Origin of the sequence: Aeromonas sp. QDB11 (assembly GCF_027705265.1) — a bacterium.
GTDB lineage: Bacteria > Pseudomonadota > Gammaproteobacteria > Enterobacterales > Aeromonadaceae > Aeromonas > Aeromonas allosaccharophila.
This window is the reverse complement of the sequence record NZ_JAPDBM010000015.1, coordinates 1-16133: the sequence shown is the minus strand read 5'-3', so window position 1 is coordinate 16133 and position 16133 is coordinate 1. Positions and strand designations below refer to the sequence as shown.

At 60.4% G+C, this 16133-nt stretch carries 12 protein-coding genes; 8 read left to right on the top strand and 4 right to left on the bottom strand.

Features of this window, described 5'->3' with window-relative positions:
• Window positions 1-41: 41 nt before the first annotated feature.
• The gene (malQ, locus tag OKC40_RS07090) at window positions 42-2231 is read right to left on the bottom strand and encodes a 4-alpha-glucanotransferase (protein WP_182938242.1); all 2190 of its coding nucleotides are present in this window, start codon (window positions 2229-2231) and stop codon (window positions 42-44) included.
• Window positions 2232-2577: 346 nt separating this feature from the next.
• On the opposite strand from malQ, the gene gap reads away from it, so the two are divergent.
• Window positions 2578-3573: a type I glyceraldehyde-3-phosphate dehydrogenase gene (gene gap, locus OKC40_RS07085; protein ID WP_040099300.1), complete on the top strand. Its 996-nt coding sequence runs from the start codon at window positions 2578-2580 to the stop codon at window positions 3571-3573.
• Between the two features lie 86 nt (window positions 3574-3659).
• Complete coding sequence (locus OKC40_RS07080) at window positions 3660-4526, top strand: D-hexose-6-phosphate mutarotase (RefSeq protein ID WP_182938241.1); 867 nt, start codon at window positions 3660-3662, stop codon at window positions 4524-4526.
• 70 nt (window positions 4527-4596) lie between these two features.
• Here the strand turns inward: OKC40_RS07080 and nadA are convergent, their stop codons facing one another.
• On the bottom strand, window positions 4597-5670 hold the full coding sequence (nadA, locus tag OKC40_RS07075; RefSeq protein ID WP_058052548.1) for a quinolinate synthase NadA: 1074 nt from the start codon (window positions 5668-5670) through the stop codon (window positions 4597-4599).
• A gap of 139 nt (window positions 5671-5809) precedes the next feature.
• Here nadA and OKC40_RS07070 point away from each other — a divergent pair, with 139 nt between their 5' ends.
• Window positions 5810-7915, top strand: a complete 2106-nt coding sequence (locus OKC40_RS07070) for a methyl-accepting chemotaxis protein (protein ID WP_182938240.1) — start codon at window positions 5810-5812, stop codon at window positions 7913-7915.
• Window positions 7916-7984: 69 nt separating this feature from the next.
• Here OKC40_RS07070 and OKC40_RS07065 read toward each other — a convergent pair whose 3' ends face one another.
• Together OKC40_RS07065 and OKC40_RS07060 are read right to left on the bottom strand one after the other, a co-directional pair.
• A complete protein-coding gene (locus OKC40_RS07065) occupies window positions 7985-8440 on the bottom strand; it encodes an NfeD family protein (RefSeq protein WP_182938239.1) in 456 nt (151 codons plus the stop codon).
• The gene (locus OKC40_RS07060) at window positions 8437-9360 is read right to left on the bottom strand and encodes an SPFH domain-containing protein (protein ID WP_058052545.1); all 924 of its coding nucleotides are present in this window, start codon (window positions 9358-9360) and stop codon (window positions 8437-8439) included. The genes OKC40_RS07065 and OKC40_RS07060 overlap by 4 nt, the downstream gene beginning before the upstream one ends.
• Window positions 9361-9557: 197 nt before the next feature.
• Between OKC40_RS07060 and cysG the strand changes: the two genes are divergently transcribed.
• From cysG to cysC, 5 genes are all read left to right on the top strand, one after another.
• The gene (gene cysG, locus OKC40_RS07055) at window positions 9558-10994 is read left to right on the top strand and encodes a siroheme synthase CysG (protein ID WP_182938238.1); all 1437 of its coding nucleotides are present in this window, start codon (window positions 9558-9560) and stop codon (window positions 10992-10994) included.
• Window positions 10995-11060: 66 nt separating this feature from the next.
• Entirely contained in the window at window positions 11061-11999 is a 939-nt protein-coding gene (gene cysD, locus OKC40_RS07050) for a sulfate adenylyltransferase subunit CysD (RefSeq protein WP_182939791.1), read from the top strand.
• Between the two features lie 12 nt (window positions 12000-12011).
• Window positions 12012-13439: a sulfate adenylyltransferase subunit CysN gene (gene cysN / locus OKC40_RS07045; protein WP_182938237.1), complete on the top strand. Its 1428-nt coding sequence runs from the start codon at window positions 12012-12014 to the stop codon at window positions 13437-13439.
• Between the two features lie 4 nt (window positions 13440-13443).
• Window positions 13444-15168, top strand: a complete 1725-nt coding sequence (locus tag OKC40_RS07040) for an SLC13 family permease (protein WP_182938236.1) — start codon at window positions 13444-13446, stop codon at window positions 15166-15168.
• 247 nt (window positions 15169-15415) lie between these two features.
• The gene (gene cysC / locus OKC40_RS07035; protein WP_182938235.1) at window positions 15416-16006 is read left to right on the top strand and encodes an adenylyl-sulfate kinase; all 591 of its coding nucleotides are present in this window, start codon (window positions 15416-15418) and stop codon (window positions 16004-16006) included.
• Window positions 16007-16133 lie beyond the last annotated feature (127 nt).

Here is a 16133-nt window from a genome sequence, read left to right as displayed (position 1 = left end):
CCGGAGTGGATTTAGGTGAGAGTGCTGTGAGAGACAGCGTCTCAACGACTGGCCTCATCACGGGCCTGGCTCATCTTGCCGGCCAGTGCCTTGAGTGCCTCATTGGCAAAAATATCTTCCAGATCGGCAGAGAGCTTGCGGCGCCAGTTGGGGTATTCGTAACTGGTGCCCGGTACGTTGACCGGCTTGTCCATCTCCAGCCAGTCTTCCAGCTGGGTACTGAACAGGGCGCAGCTGCCGCGGGACATGTGGATCTGCAGACCGTGATTGAGTTCGGTGTTCATGCCGACCCAGTTCACGTCATGGCTGATGTTGTCAGAGATGACCTTGTGGGCATGCAAGCTGTCGAGGATCCGCTGTTTCGCCTGGTGGCGATCAGCATACAGGGTCTTCAAGACATCTTCATCTGGATACAGACCCAGTTGACGGCCCAGCGCCAGATCGTCGCAGTGCCAGAACCCTTTCAGGGTTGGCATGTCGTGGGTGGTCAGGGCTGACATCGCCTGCTCGGTGTAGTGAGCCGGGGAGATGAAGCCGCCATCCGCCTTGGAGCGTTCGAAGAAGAACACCTTGTAGGAGTGAACGCCGTTCTCTTTCAGCGTCACGTCGATCCCCTCCGGCACGGTACCGAGATCCTCGCCGATCAGCAGGCACTGGTTGCGGTGGGATTCGAGGGCCAGAATACCCAGCAGATCGTTGACCGGATAGTAGATGTAGGCGCCCTTGGCGGCTGATTCTCCGGGCGGGACCCACCACAGGCGCAGCAAGGCCATCACGTGGTCGATGCGCAGTGCGCCGCAGGAGCGCATGTTGGCACGGAACAGATCCACCATCGGTTGGTAGGCCGCTTCAAACAGCTTGTTCGGGTTCATCGGGGGCAGGCCCCAGTTCTGACCAAGCGGGCCGAGCACATCGGGCGGCGCACCGACCGAGGCTTTCGGGCAGTAGAGATCCTGGTTGGCCCAGATCTCGGTGGAGCCTTCGGAGACACCCACCGCCAGATCCCGGTAGATCCCCATCACCATGCCGGAGGCCTTGGCGCGGGCATCGGCTTGCGCCAGCTGCTCGTCAGCCAGGAACTGCAGATAGAGGTAGAAGTTGACATCCTGCGGGTGCTCGGCCATCCAGGCGGCAACGGCAGGATTGTGGTAATCGCGCAGCTCTTGCGGCCATACCGGCCAGCCCCAGGCGTTTTCGCCCTTGGCATAGAAGTGGGCTTGCAGGGCATCGAAGGCCGCTTGCTGTTGCAGGCTGTCGCCACCGGCGGCCACGAAGGCATCAAAGGCGGCCTGACGCTCGGCGCCAAGGCTCGCTTCGTCGAACACCTGACGCAGCATGCCGAGTTTGGTCTGGATCACGCCGGTGTAATCGACGTTCTCCTTGGCGCGCAGATCGGCCAGATGCTGCTGGAAGGCAGGGCTTGCCACTTCCGCTTTCAGGCGATCGTTCTGCTGGAATTCGGGCACCGCCTCCACGTTGATATAGGCCACGTTGAGCCAGCGACGGGAAGAGGGGCTGTAGGGACTGGCGCTCTCCGGATTGGCCGGATAGAGGGCGTGAATGGGGTTGAGGCCGACGAAGTGGGCACCCCAGGAGGCCGCTTTCTCGACCAGCTGGCCCAGATCGCTGAAATCACCGATGCCCCAGTTGTGGCGGCTGCGCAGGCAGTAGAGCTGCACGCTCGGGCCCCATACCTTGCGGCCATCGGCAATCGGCGGCTGCTTGTAGCACGCTTTGGGCGCGACGATCAGGCGCATGGCGGCCAGCGGCTCGTCATTGCCCTCTTCCAGCAGCACCAGCTGGTGATAACCCAGCTCCGGGGCCATCTCCAGCGTGACGCGATAGGCCTGGCACTCCATCTCTTCAAATTCGGCCACGCCGACCAGCTCACCCTCGATGGGGGTGAATTGACCGGACAGCACCGCACCCTGCTCCTGCTGGAGCTGCCAGGTGAGGGCATCGTTGACGAATTCGATGGGGAGGCGAACCTCAAGGGTAACGGCGTCGCCAGTGCGAACCACCATCACAGGATCCAGCGCCCGCAGCCAGTGCTGGCGATGCTCCTCTTCCAGCTGCTGCACCAAGGCGGCCTCGTCATCGACGCGGTAGCCCATGGCGCCCAGCATGGCGGCCTTGCTCTCTTCGGATACCTGGGCCGGGTGGCCCCAGGCATCGACATACTCGCTGGCGATACCTTTTGCGGCAGCCAGCTGTTCAATCAGGGTGGTCATAGTTTGAGAATTCCCGCTGTGGATTCTATCTATACTATTTTGATTAATTTTTATGGGTGGTACTTGAACAGTGGCTCTTTGGCCATGCTAAACCGCGCACATTTTTACATATCTATCATCACGGTTGTGTGACCGAGTAGGCACTATTGTTGATATCTGCGCGATGCCACGTTCTGGCACTTTTTTCGTCAAAATGTGGTAATCAGTTACATAAACAGAAAATTAATTTCACAGTTTTTCATGATATAGCGCAATTTCAGACAGAATGTTGGTTGACTCACCGGAGAGTTCTAGTAAATTTACAAGCGGAATTTTCTTTGACTACTGAACAGTTAGGTAACTAAATATGACTATCAAAGTAGGTATTAACGGTTTTGGCCGTATCGGTCGTTTCGTATTCCGTCTGGCCGCTGAGCGTGCTGACATCGAAGTTGTTGGTATCAACGACCTGATCGATGTTGACTACATGGCTTACATGCTGAAGTACGATTCAACTCACGGTCGTTTCAACGGTACCGTTGAAGTTAAAGACGGCAACTTGGTTGTAAACGGCAAAACCGTACGTGTTACCGCTGAGCGTGACCCGGCCAACCTGAAGTGGGGCGAAATCGGTGTTGACGTTGTTGCTGAAGCTACCGGTCTGTTCCTGACCGACGAGACTGCTCGTAAGCACATCGCTGCTGGTGCCAAGAAAGTTGTTCTGACTGGCCCGTCCAAAGACGCTACCCCGATGTTCGTAATGGGTGTTAACGACTCTACCTACGCTGGCCAGGACATCGTTTCCAACGCTTCCTGCACCACCAACTGCCTGGCACCGATCGCCAAGGTTCTGAACGATACCTTCGGTATCGAGTCTGGCCTGATGACCACCGTTCACGCTACCACTGCTACCCAGAAGACCGTTGATGGTCCGTCTGCCAAAGACTGGCGCGGTGGCCGCGGTGCGGCTCAGAACATCATCCCGTCCTCTACCGGTGCAGCCAAAGCTGTTGGCGTAGTTATCCCGGAACTGAAAGGCCTGCTGACCGGTATGGCTTTCCGTGTTCCGACTCCGGACGTGTCTGTTGTTGACCTGACCGTTAACCTGAAGAAAGCTGCCACCTACGCAGAAATCTGCGAAGCGATGAAAGCTGCTTCCGAAGGCGCTATGAAAGGCGTTCTGGGCTACACCGAAGACGAAGTTGTATCTACCGACTTCCTGGGTGAGCGTCAGACCTCCGTATTCGACGCCAAGGCTGGTATCCAGCTGAACGACAAATTCGTTAAAGTTGTATCCTGGTACGACAACGAAATGGGCTACTCCAGCAAAGTTCTGGACCTGATCGCTCACATCTCCAAGTAATTTGGGATGCGCAATCGCGTAGCTTGAAAAAGGCGGCCATTGGCCGCCTTTTTGTTTTTCGGTTTCCCCTGATGACAGGAGTCCACATGCAATCCATTCGTCCCCTGACAGCCAATTGCAAGCTTGCCAACAATGCGGCCGGTCTGCCGGTTCTCACCATCAACAACGACTATGCCAAGGCCGAGATCAGCCTGTTTGGCGCCCATGTGCTGAGCTATCAGCGTCATGGTGAGCCAGCCTCCATCTGGCTGAGTGACAAGGCGGTGCTGGATGGCAGCAAGCCTGTTCGCGGCGGTATCCCGATCTGCTGGCCCTGGTTTGGCCCGGCACCAGCCCGTGTCGGTAGCGGCAAGCCCTCCCACGGCTTTGCCCGCACCACCCTCTGGATGCTGGACGGGGTTTCCGATCACGCCGACGGCACGCTCGTTCACCTATCTCTGCGCGACAGCGATGCCACTCGTGCCTTGTGGGATCACGCCTTCGAGCTGGAGCTGGACGTGCTGGTTGGCAAAGAGCTTTCGCTGGTGCTGACCACTCGCAACACCGGCGCCCAGCCGCTGACTTATAGCGGTGCGCTGCATACCTATCTGACCATCAGTGCGCCGGAGGCGGTGAGCGTGACCGGTCTGGGTGAGCCCTATGCCGATAAGCTGACCGGACAGGATGCCAAACAGCAGGGTGCATTGACCCTGAACGGGCCGCTGGATCGGGTCTACTGGCAGCCAGAGGCGCTGGTGGGGGTGCTGGATGGTGAGCGCGAGACGCGGGTAGTGAGCGGCAACCACGACAGCGTGGTGGTCTGGACTCCCTGGTTGGAAGGGGCCACCGCTATGGCCGACATGAGCGACGATGGCTATCGCACCATGTTGTGTGTCGAGGCAGCTATCGCCGGCGAGGCGGGGGTGACCGTTGCGCCGGATGAGGAGCATTGCCTCTCCACCGTGATCATCTGAGCAGCATAGCGTTCAGATAAATAAAGAGGGCTCCCGCGGGAGCCCTCTTTGCATCTCGTGACGGCGGCAATCAGGCATTGCCCTGGGTCTTGAGCTTGAGTTCGGCGGCGAAGTTGAGCATCCGATCGAGGGGGATCAAGGCTTTGACCCGCAGTTCCTCGTCGACATGGATCTCGTGGCGCTCGGCACCGTCGGTGAGGGCCTCCTTGATGGCCACCAGACCGTTCATCGCCATCCAAGGGCAGTGGGCGCAGCTGCGGCAGGTAGCGCCATCGCCACCGGTCGGTGCTTCCACCATCTCTTTATCCGGACAGGCCTGCTGCATCTTGTAGAAGATGCCTCGGTCGGTCGCCACGATCAGCTTCTGTTGGGGCAGCTCTTTGGCGGCCTTGATCAGCTGGCTGGTGGAGCCCACCGCATCGGCCAGCTCGATCACCGAGGCGGGGGATTCCGGATGAACCAGCACGGCGGCGTCCGGATTCTGCTCTTTCAGCTCGCGCAGGGCGCGGGCCTTGAACTCGTCATGGACGATGCAGTGACCCTGCCAGCGCAGCATCTGGGCGCCGGTCTTCTTCTCGATATAGGCACCGAGATGGCGATCCGGGCCCCAGATGATCTTGTGACCCAGGCTGTCGAGGTGCTCGACGATCTCCAGCGCGATGCTGGAGGTCACCACCCAGTCAGCCCGCGCCTTGACCGCGGCCGAGGTATTGGCATAGACCACCACGGTATGATCCGGGTTGGCATCGCAGAAGGCAGAGAACTGCTCGATGGGGCAGCCCAGATCGAGGGAGCATTCGGCCTCCAGCGTCGGCATCAGCACTCGCTTGTGGGGGCTCAGGATCTTGGAGGTTTCGCCCATAAAGCGCACCCCGGCAACGATCAGGGTCTGCGCCTCGTGATCGCGGCCAAAGCGGGCCATCTCCAGCGAGTCACCAACGAAACCACCGGTGGCTTCGGCCAGCGCCTGGATCTCCGGATCCGTGTAGTAGTGGGCAACCAGTACCGCCTTGCGCTCCTTGAGCAGCGCCTTGATTTCTGTGGTCAAGGTCGTTCTCTGCTCGGCACTCAGGGGAAGAGGTTTGGCCGGAAAGGGGTAGTCCATCGCGACTACCGGCGGGACACTGCTCAGTGCATTGCTCATTGCGACTGTTCCATCAACGCTCGGGAAGGCCAAAATTATAACCAGAAGCCGACGACAAACCCATCACAAATCCGGTGAGCTGCAAGTGGACGAATATACTCAATTAATTCGTTGTCACGCTGCCATAAGGAGTTGTCGCATGAAGCAACGTTCCCTCAAGTTCAAATTGTTGTGCCTGACCATGGGACTGTTTCTGCTGACCGGGCTGGCCATGACCCTGTTGCAGTCAGCCTCTTTCAGTACCCTCCGTGGCATGGTGATGACCCAGACCAGCGATGCGCTGGAGCAAGAGGTCTCCCACAGCCTGCAGTATCAGGCTGAGCGCTATGCCATCCAGATTGCCTCGCTGATGCAGAATTCCTACCAAATTCCTCTGACTGTGACCGCCCAGATTGCAGCCGGGATGGGCAAGCCGGAGCTGCGGTTGTCGCGGCCCCAAGTCGAGTTTCTGCTCGGCAGCAGCTTGCAGCAGGCGAGCGGGATCAGCTCCATCTACGCCCAGTTTGAACCGGATGGTTATGACGGCGAGGATGGCAACTGGCTGGGCGGAGCCAGTCACTCGGTGGCGGGCAAGGGGAGCATGGAGATCTACTTTACCAAGGATCAGGGGGGCACCGTGGCCCAGCAGCCGGTGGATGCCGCCGCCAGCGAGGCCAAGTTTGATACCTCCCTCAACGAGTTCGGCATTCGCAACAGCGAATGGTATCTCTGTGGTCGCGATACCCGCCAACCCTGCCTGATGGAGCCCTACCTCTACGAAATCAGCCCGGGTAACAAGATGCTGATGACCAGCCTGACGGTGCCCATCCTTCACGATGGCAAGTTTGTCGGGCTGGCCGGGGTGGATATGAACCTGCCCATCTTCCAGCAACTAGCTGAAAACCTTGGCAAGAGCCTCTATGACAACAAGGCTGACGTGACCCTGGTCAGCAAGATGGGGCTGATTGTGGGCAGCAACCGCTATGCCGACAAGCTGGGGCGTCCGCTCAAGGAGGTGGGCCTGACCCTGCCCACCGGTCAGGCCGTGAGTAGCGACAGCGATTTTATTTTGCAACAACCGATCCGTATCGAGGCGGCCAATGCCCAGTGGTGGTTGATGATCAAGGTGCCCAAGGCACTGGCACTTAGCAAGGCCCGAGCCATCAGCAATGATCTGGGCTCCCTGTTGCATGATGCCCAGCAACAACAGATCGTCGCCATGGGCGGGATCACCCTGCTGGTGCTGGGCTTGCTGGTCTGGTTTATCCAGACCATCACCGCGCCACTTTCACTTATCAGCCGCCATGTGGGCCATCTCTCCAGCAATGAGGGGGACTTGACCCAGCAGATGGAGATCGACACCCATCGGGAGCTGATCGATCTTGGCTCCCAGCTCAATGCCTTCCTCGGCAAGCTGCGGGGTATGGTGCAAATGAGCAAGGGGATCGGCCAGCAGGTCTACCAGCAGGCGCGGGAGATGAAACATACCGCCGACACCATGCGCAACAGTCTGGATGAACAGAATCTGGAGCTGGAGAGCGTGGTGAGCGCCATGCACGAGATGAGCACCACGGCAGTCAGCGTGGCGGGTTATGCCGAGCAGGCGGCGCAGGAGTCGGAAGCGGCGACCCACCACATCAATACCGCTCAGCAGACCTTGAGCAGTGCGCGCAACGAGATCCATACCCTGGTTGGCGATATGCATGAGGCGGATAAAGCGGTGGCGCTGGTGGCCCAGCGCAGCACCAATATCAGCCGGATCCTCGATGTGATCCGCGCCATTGCCGAGCAGACCAATCTGCTGGCACTGAACGCCGCCATCGAGGCGGCACGGGCGGGTGACATGGGCCGCGGCTTTGCGGTGGTGGCGGACGAGGTGCGGGCACTGGCGACCAAGACCCGGGAGTCGACCGACGAGATCGGCCAGCTGATCGGCAGTCTGCAGACCGAGGTGAGCAGCAGTCAGCGTCTGATGAATACCGGCATCGAGCGCTCCACTACCACGGTGCAGGGCACCGAGCAGGCGTTCGAGGCACTCAATCGGGTGGTGGCCCAGATCCAGCAGATCCACGACCACATCAGTCAGGTCGCTACCGCCGCCGAGCAGCAGAGTGCGGTGAGCGACACCATCAACCAGAACCTGATGCGGATCGGCGATACTGCCAACGTGATCGGGCAGGAGGCCAGCTCCAGCCATCAACTGAGCGAGGCGCTGGAGCAAGCGGCCACGGCGCTCGCCAGTCAGCTCGATCGGCTGCGTACTTGAGTGGCTGCCAGAGAGACAAAAGCCCGCGAGCGATCGCGGGCTTTTTTATGGCTCGATGGCAGAGCGGCGTCAGTGGCGGGGTTCAACCAGCAGGATGTGGGAGTCGGCCCCCACTACCCTGACCTTGCTGCCCGCCGGTAGCGACTCGGCGCAGCGCACCGTCCAGACTGTGTCGTCCAGATGCACCCGGCTGGTGCCTTGCACGACATCATCCAGCAGGGTCAGCTCGCGGCCCATATAACTCTGCATCCGCTCGTTGATGGTGCTGGCGGCATCCTGACCCGAGTTGTCACGCTGGTGTTGCCAGCGCCACCAGGCCCAGGTGGTGAGCAGGGATTGCACCGCAAACAGCAGCAACTGCGCCTGCCAGCCAAAGGGCCAGACCAGCAGCAGCAGGCCCACTTCCAGCGCGGCGATGCCGGTCCAGAGCAGGAAGCCCACCGACCCCAGTACCTCGATGGCCAGCAGAATGAAGCCGAGCCCCAGCCAGTGCCAGTGGGTCAGCCCCTCGAACAGGGCTGTCATGACTTGCTGCCCTTGCCATCTTTGTTGAACAGCTCGGCCATGCCGGCCACCGAACCAATCAGGCTGCCCGCTTCCAGCGGCATCATGATGATCTTGCTGTTGGGCCCTTCACCGATGCGGGCCAGCGCCTCGGTGTACTTCTGGGCCACGAAGTAGTTGATGGCCTGCATATCACCCTCGGCGATGGCCTGGGAGACCATATGGGTCGCCTTGGCTTCCGCCTCGGCAGCCCGCTCCCGCGCTTCGGCGGCGAGGAAGGCGGCCTGACGTTCACCCTCGGCCTTGAGGATCTGGGACTGCTTCTCCCCCTCGGCTTTCAGTATCTTGGACTGGCGCACCCCTTCGGCTTCCAGCACCTCGGCCCGTTTCTGGCGCTCGGCCTTCATCTGGGCGTTCATCGCTTCGACCAGTGCCAGCGGCGGGCGCACATCTTTAATCTCGATGCGGGTCACCTTGATGCCCCAGGGGGCGGTGGCGGCATCCATGGTGCGCAGCAGCTTCTCGTTGATGGTGTCGCGCTGGGAGAGCATCTCGTCCAGCTCCATGGCGCCGAGCACGGTGCGCATATTGGTCATGGTGAGATTGCGGATGGCGCTGGTGAGATCGTTGACCTCGTAACCCGCTTTGCGGGCATCCACCACCTGCACAAAGCTGATGGCATCGATGGTGACGTTGGCGTTATCGCGGGAGATCACCTCTTGTGCCGGGATGTCCAGCACCTGCTCCATCATGATGATCTTGTGGCCGACCCGATCCACGTAGGGGATCAGCAGGTTGAGGCCCGGGGTCAGGGTGCGGGTGTAGCGGCCGAAGCGCTCCACCGTCCAGTTGTAGCCCTGCGGCACGATCTTGATGCCCGCGCTCAGGGTGGCAAGCACTAGGAACACGAAAATCCCTAGCACAATCAATGATTCATTCATCATTTAGCTCCTTATGAAACACAGTCCCTAGCCTATGGTGTGGCGTCAGGTACCACAAGTGACTTCGTACGCCTTTGTCATGAATTGGCTTTGCTAATTACCAAAACGCATTAAAAAGCATTTTTTATTATTTTGAGGGATAAGCCGCCCTGCCTATAGTCGCCCCATATTAGTCGTGTTCCGAGGGATGGGCCGAAATGGATTATTTACCTATGTTTGCCAAGTTGGAAGGCCGCCCGGTTCTGCTGGTGGGTGGGGGCGAGGTTGCCCTGCGCAAGGCGCGCCTGCTGCTGGCGGCCGGAGCCCGGCTGACCCTGGTCTCCCCGGAGCTTGAACCGGAATTTTCGGAATTTGCCGGTCGTTTCACCCATCTGGCAGAGCGCTTCACCCCGGCCCATCTGGCAGGTCAGATTTTAGTTGTGGCGGCGACCGACAACCTCGAAATCAACGCCCTCGTTTATCAGAGTGCCAACCAGCTGGGTCTGTTCGTCAACGTGGTGGATGACCCTAAACGTTCCAGCTTTATCTTCCCCTCGATCATCGATCGTTCGCCGCTGATGGTGGCGGTCTCCAGCGGCGGCAAGGCGCCGGTGCTGGTGCGCCTGCTGCGCGAGCGGTTGGAGAGCCTGCTGCCGCGCCATCTTGGCGGGCTGACCGAGCTCTCCGGTCGGGTCCGTGACAAGGCCAAGCGGGTGCTCTCCTCGATTTCCGATCGCCGCCGCTTCTGGGAGCGCGCCTTTGCCTCCAACACCCTCGCCAGCCTGATTGAGAAAGCCGATTGGCAAGGTGCCGAGCAGTGGCTGAGTGATGGCCTCGACCAGGCGAAAAGCGAAGTGGGCGAGGTGGTGCTGGTCGGCGCGGGCCCCGGTGATCCGGGCCTCTTGACCCTCAAGGCGCTGCAACAGATTCAGCAGGCTGAAGTGGTGCTCTACGACCAGCTGGTCTCCGCCGAGATCCTCGATCTGGTGCGCCGCGACGCCACTCTGGTGTCGGTCGGCAAGAAGGCGGGCGCCCACAGCGTGCCGCAGGAGGAGACCAATCGCCTGCTGGTGGAATACGCCAAGGCGGGCAATCGGGTAGTGCGGCTGAAAGGGGGCGATCCCTTTATGTTTGGCCGGGGTGGCGAGGAGCTGGAAGTGCTGGCCGATGAAGGCATCCCCTTCTCGGTGGTGCCCGGCATCACGGCCGCTGCCGGTGCTACCGCCTATGCCGGTATCCCGCTCACTCACCGTGATTACGCCCAGAGCGCCGTCTTTATCACTGGCCATTGCCAGCAGGAGGGCAAGGAGCCTGACTGGCAGCAGCTAGCCGCCACCAGCCAGACCCTGGTCATCTACATGGGGCTGATGCGCTCCGAGCATATCCAGCAGCAGTTGGTGGATCACGGCCGAAGCCAAGCCACCCCCATCGCCATCATCGAGCGCGGCACCACAGCCCGCCAGCGGGTGCTGACCGGCACGCTGGCCGACTTGGCCGAGCTGGCCAAACAGGCGGTGAGCCCGTCGCTTATCGTCATCGGCGAAGTGGTTGCCCTGCGTGAGCGGCTGGCCTGGTTTGGCGAGCAGGGCAGCGAGCAGCTGCGCGCTGATCCGGATCTCGATGGCTGCGACCTCAAGCTGGTGCAGCTGGCCTGAGCCAGAAAGAGATATTTGATGCGGCTGCCAGCGCGGCCGCGCACTGAACCACCCCGCGCCCTGACCATGCGCGTTAGTAATGACCAGAGGACCAACATGGACCGTGAAAGATTGACACATCTGCAGCAGCTGGAAGCCGAGAGCATCCATATCATCCGCGAGGTGGCTGCCGAATTTGAAAACCCGGTGATGATGTACTCCATCGGCAAGGACTCCTCCGTCATGCTGCATCTGGCCCGCAAGGCCTTCTATCCGGGCAAGATCCCGTTCCCCTTGCTCCACGTCGACACCGACTGGAAGTTCAAGGAGATGATCAAATTCCGCGACGAGACCGCCAAGAAGTATGGGCTGGATCTCATCGTCCACAAGAACCCGGAAGGGCTCGCCATGGGCATCAACCCCTTCGTCCACGGTAGCGGCAAGCACACCGACATCATGAAGACCGAGGGGCTCAAGCAGGCTCTCAACAAATATGGCTTCGATGCCGCCTTCGGTGGCGCCCGCCGCGACGAGGAGAAGTCCCGAGCCAAGGAGCGGGTCTACTCCTTCCGTGACAAGTCTCACCGCTGGGACCCGAAGAACCAGCGCCCCGAGCTGTGGCGGGTCTACAACAGCCAGGTCAACAAGGGGGAGAGCATCCGGGTGTTCCCGCTCTCCAACTGGACCGAGCTGGATATCTGGCAATACATCTATCTCGAGAACATCGACATAGTGCCGCTCTACTTCGCCGCTTACCGTCCGGTGGTAGAGCGTAACGGCATCAAGATCATGGTGGATGACGAGCGCATGCCGCTCACCGCCGAGGATGAGGTGAAGCAGGAGCTGGTGCGCTTCCGTACCCTCGGCTGCTACCCGCTGACCGGGGCCATCGAATCCGATGCCACCACCTTGCCGGAAATTATTGAAGAGATGCTGCTCACCACCTCGAGCGAGCGGCAAGGGCGGCTGATTGACCACGATCAGGCCGGCTCCATGGAGCAGAAGAAGCGTCAGGGATATTTCTAAGGAGTCGTCAGCATGAACAGCCATATTCAGACCGCCATCACCGAACAGGGCATCGAAGCCTATCTGCACGCCCAGCAGCACAAGAGTCTGCTGCGTTTTCTCACCTGCGGCAGCGTGGATGACGGCAAGAGCACCCTGATCGGTCGCCTGCTGCACGACTCCCAGCAGATTTATGAAGATCAGCTCAAAGCGCTGGAGTCCGACAGCCAGAAGCTCGGCACCACCGGCGAGAAGCTGGACTTGGCGCTGCTGGTAGACGGCCTGCAAGCGGAGCGCGAGCAGGGCATCACCATCGACGTGGCCTACCGCTATTTCTCTACCGCCAAGCGCAAATTTATCATCTCGGATACCCCGGGCCACGAGCAGTACACCCGCAACATGGCCACCGGCGCCTCCACCTGCGATCTGGCCATCATCCTGATCGACGCCCGCAAAGGCGTGCTGGATCAGACCCGCCGCCACAGCTTTATTGCCAGCCTGCTTGGCATCAAGCAATTCGTAGTGGCGGTCAACAAGATGGATCTGGTGGAGTTCAGTCAGGAGGTGTTCGAGCGCATCAGCGCCGACTACCGCGAGTTCGCCAAAAAGCTCAGTGTCGACACCATCCATATCGTGCCGGTCTCGGCGCTGGACGGTGACAACGTGGTCAACCAAAGCGACAAGCTGGCTTGGTACGAAGGCGAAACCCTGCTTGCTCTGCTGGAGTCTGCCGAGGTTGAGCGCGAGCTGGAGCGCCATCCGGTGCGCCTGCCGGTGCAGTATGTAAATCGCCCCAACCTCGATTTTCGCGGCTTCGCGGGCACGCTGGCTTCCGGCATCCTGCGGGTGGGCGACAAGCTGGCGGTGTTGCCGTCTGGCAAAGAGAGCACAGTGACCCGCATCGTCACCTTCGACGGGGATCTGGAGTACGCCCTGCCGGGTCAGGCCATCACGGTCACCTTTGCCGACGAGATCGACATCAGCCGCGGCGATCTGCTGGTGGATGCCGCCAACCGTCCGCAAGTGACCCAGAACCTGCTGGCCCATATCGTCTGGATGGGGGAGGAGTCCCTGCAACCGGGTCGGGTCTACGACGTCAAGCTGGCCACCAAGAAGAGTCGCGGTCAGGTGGAGGCCATCCGCCACCGCATCGAGATCAACAAGCTCGACGAGTTGCCCGCAAGCGAGCTCAAGCTCAACGAGATCGGCCTGTGCGAGCTGAGCCTCACCGACCCGGTGGCGTTCGACCCGTATCAAGAGATCCGCGATACCGGCAGCTTTATCCTGATCGACCGGCTGACCAACGTCACTGTCGGCGCCGGCATGATCGTCGAGGGCTTGGCCGCGAAAGCGGTAAAAGGGCACTACAGCGAGTTTGAAATCGAGCTCAACGCGCTGGTGCGCAAGCACTTCCCGCACTGGCAAGCCCTTGCCATCGGTAACGACACAAGCAAGGAGTAAGCCCATGACCTGGCAACAATCCCTGGTGCTGGGTCTGCTGGCTGCTCTCGTGGCCCTGCTGATCCAGGGCAAACTTCGCCCGGCGCTGCTCTTCTCGGGCGCCGTGCTCATCACCTACCTGAGCGGGCTGGCGGATATCAATGCCGTGGTGGCGGGCTACACCAACAGTGCCCTGCTGACGCTGGTGCTGTTGCTGCTGGTGTCGCTGGCGGTGGAGAAGACCCGCATCATGAGCTGGTTCGCCAATCTGGTGGGCACGGGTTCATTCAACAAGGTACTGGTGAAGGTGTGGTTCTCCACCGCCTTCCTGTCGGCCTTCGTCAACAACACCGCCGTGGTGGCCTCCATGCTGGGGGCGGTCAAACGCAATCCCAACCACTCCCCGTCGCGGCTGCTGCTGCCCATGTGCTTTGCCGCCACCTTTGGCGGGGTGCTGACCCTGATCGGCACCTCCACCAACCTGATCGTCAACAGCTTCCTCATCAAGATGGGGGCGCCGCCGCTCGGCATGTTCGACTTCTTTATGGTGGGGGCGGGCACCTTGCTGACCGGTCTGGTGGCCGTGCTGCTGTTTGCCCGTCACCTGCCGGAGCAGGATACCGAGATGAGCCGCGAATCCGGCTACTTTCTCGAGGCCAAGGTGGGCGCCGGTTCGCCGCTGGCGGGGCGCAGCGTCAAGGAGAACGGCCTGCGCAGCCTGAAAAGCCTTTATCTGGCGGAGATCATTCGGGGCGATCAGGTGATCTGCCCGGTGCAGCCGGAACACGAGCTGCACGAAGGGGACGTGCTGCTCTTTTGCGGCGATGTGGAGAGCGTCGGCGTGTTGCAGGAGATGAAGGGGCTGGATCTCTACGGCCAGCACCGCCTCAACGGCCAGCATCTGGTGGAGGTGATCGTCAGCCACAGCTCGCGGCTGGTGGGTCAGACCATCAAGGATGCCGAGTTTCGTACCCACTTCGATGCGGTGGTATTGGCGGTGCGCCGCGGCGAAACCCAGCTCACCGGCGGCCTCGGACAGATTGAGCTGCACGCTGGTGATACCCTGCTGCTGGCCCCGGGCCCCCAGTTTGCCCGCAACAAGTCGCTGGGACGGGAGTTTGTGGTGGTGAGCGGGCTGGAAGCCTCCACCCGCCTCGATGGCAAGCGCAGCGCCGCCGTGGTGTTGGGTTTTCTCGGGGTGCTGGCGCTCTCGGTGTTCGATCTGGTGCCGCTGTTCAAGGGCTTGCTGCTGATGCTGGTGGCGCTGCTGCTTACCCGTATCTTGACCCTGGACGAGATCCGCCGCCGCTTTCCGCTGGATATCTGGCTGGTGGTGGGTGGGGCGCTTGCCATCGCCGATCAGCTGGAAAAGAGCGGACTGGCCAAGCTTATCGCCGACTGGCTGATGGGGGAGTTCAACGGTGCCAGCCCCATCATCGCCTTTATCGGTATCTATGTGTTTACGCTGGTGCTGACCGAGCTGATGAGCAATAACGCGGCGGCGGCGCTGGCTTTTCCCATGGGTTACCAGCTGGCGCTCAGCATGGATGTCTCGACCATGCCGTTTATTCTGGCGGTGCTGTTCGGGGCCAGCTCCAGCTTTATCCTGCCCTACGGCTACCAGACCAACCTGATGGTCTATGCCGCAGGCAACTACAAGATGCCGGACTACCTCAAGCTGGCGCTGCCGGTCTCGCTGGCCTATAGCCTCGGGGTGATTGTGATGGTGCCCCTGCTGTTCCCGTTTTAAGGCGTAAGTGCCAATCAAGGCGTGTTGGGTGAGCAATGCCATGGCATCAGCACGTTGTCGGCTGATAGTCCGAGGCGGTTCCCCGTGGTTCCGGGCAGTTTAAGTTTTGAGGCGTGAGCGCCAATCAAGGAGTGTGGGATGAGCAATGCCATGGCATCAGCAAGTTGTCGGCTGATAGTTTGAGGCGGCTCCCCGTGGTTCGGACAGTTTAAGTTTTGAGGCGTGAGCGCCAATCAAGGAGTATTGGATGAGCAATATCGTGTGGCACAAGCATGCCGTGGACAAACAGAGCCGGGCCGAATTGAAAGGGCAAAAACCGCTGGTGATCTGGTTTACCGGGCTGTCGGGGGCGGGCAAATCGACCCTGGCGGGGGCGCTGGAGCTGGCGCTGGCGGCACAAGGCAAGCACACCTATCTGCTGGATGGGGACAATGTGCGCCACGGTCTCTGTGGCGATCTCGGTTTCGATGATGCCGCGCGGCAGGAGAATATCCGCCGGGTGGGCGAAGTGGCAAAACTGATGGTGGATGCGGGCCTTATCGTACTCACCGCCTTTATCTCGCCATTTCGTGCCGAGCGGGCGCTGGTGCGGAGTCTCTTGGGTGAAGGGGAGTTTGTCGAGGTGTTTGTGGATGCGCCGCTCGCCATCTGTGAAGAGCGCGACCCCAAGGGGCTCTACAAGAAGGCGCGAGCGGGGGAAATTCGCAACTTTACCGGTATCGACTCCGCCTACGAGGCGCCGGAGCAGCCGGAAATTCATCTGCTTAACGCCGGCAAGCCGGTCGCCGCGCTGGTGGATGAGTTGTTGACTGCGCTAAGGCAGGGGAATTATTTGTAGTGATTGAGTTGCGCCATTTGATAAAGGGAGCTGGATTGTTATCTGGGCAACCTCAGAGATCCCCTCATTTTTAGAGACTCAAATAATTCCAAGTGTGCGGGTATATAAGCGGTGTTGCTTCAGGTAG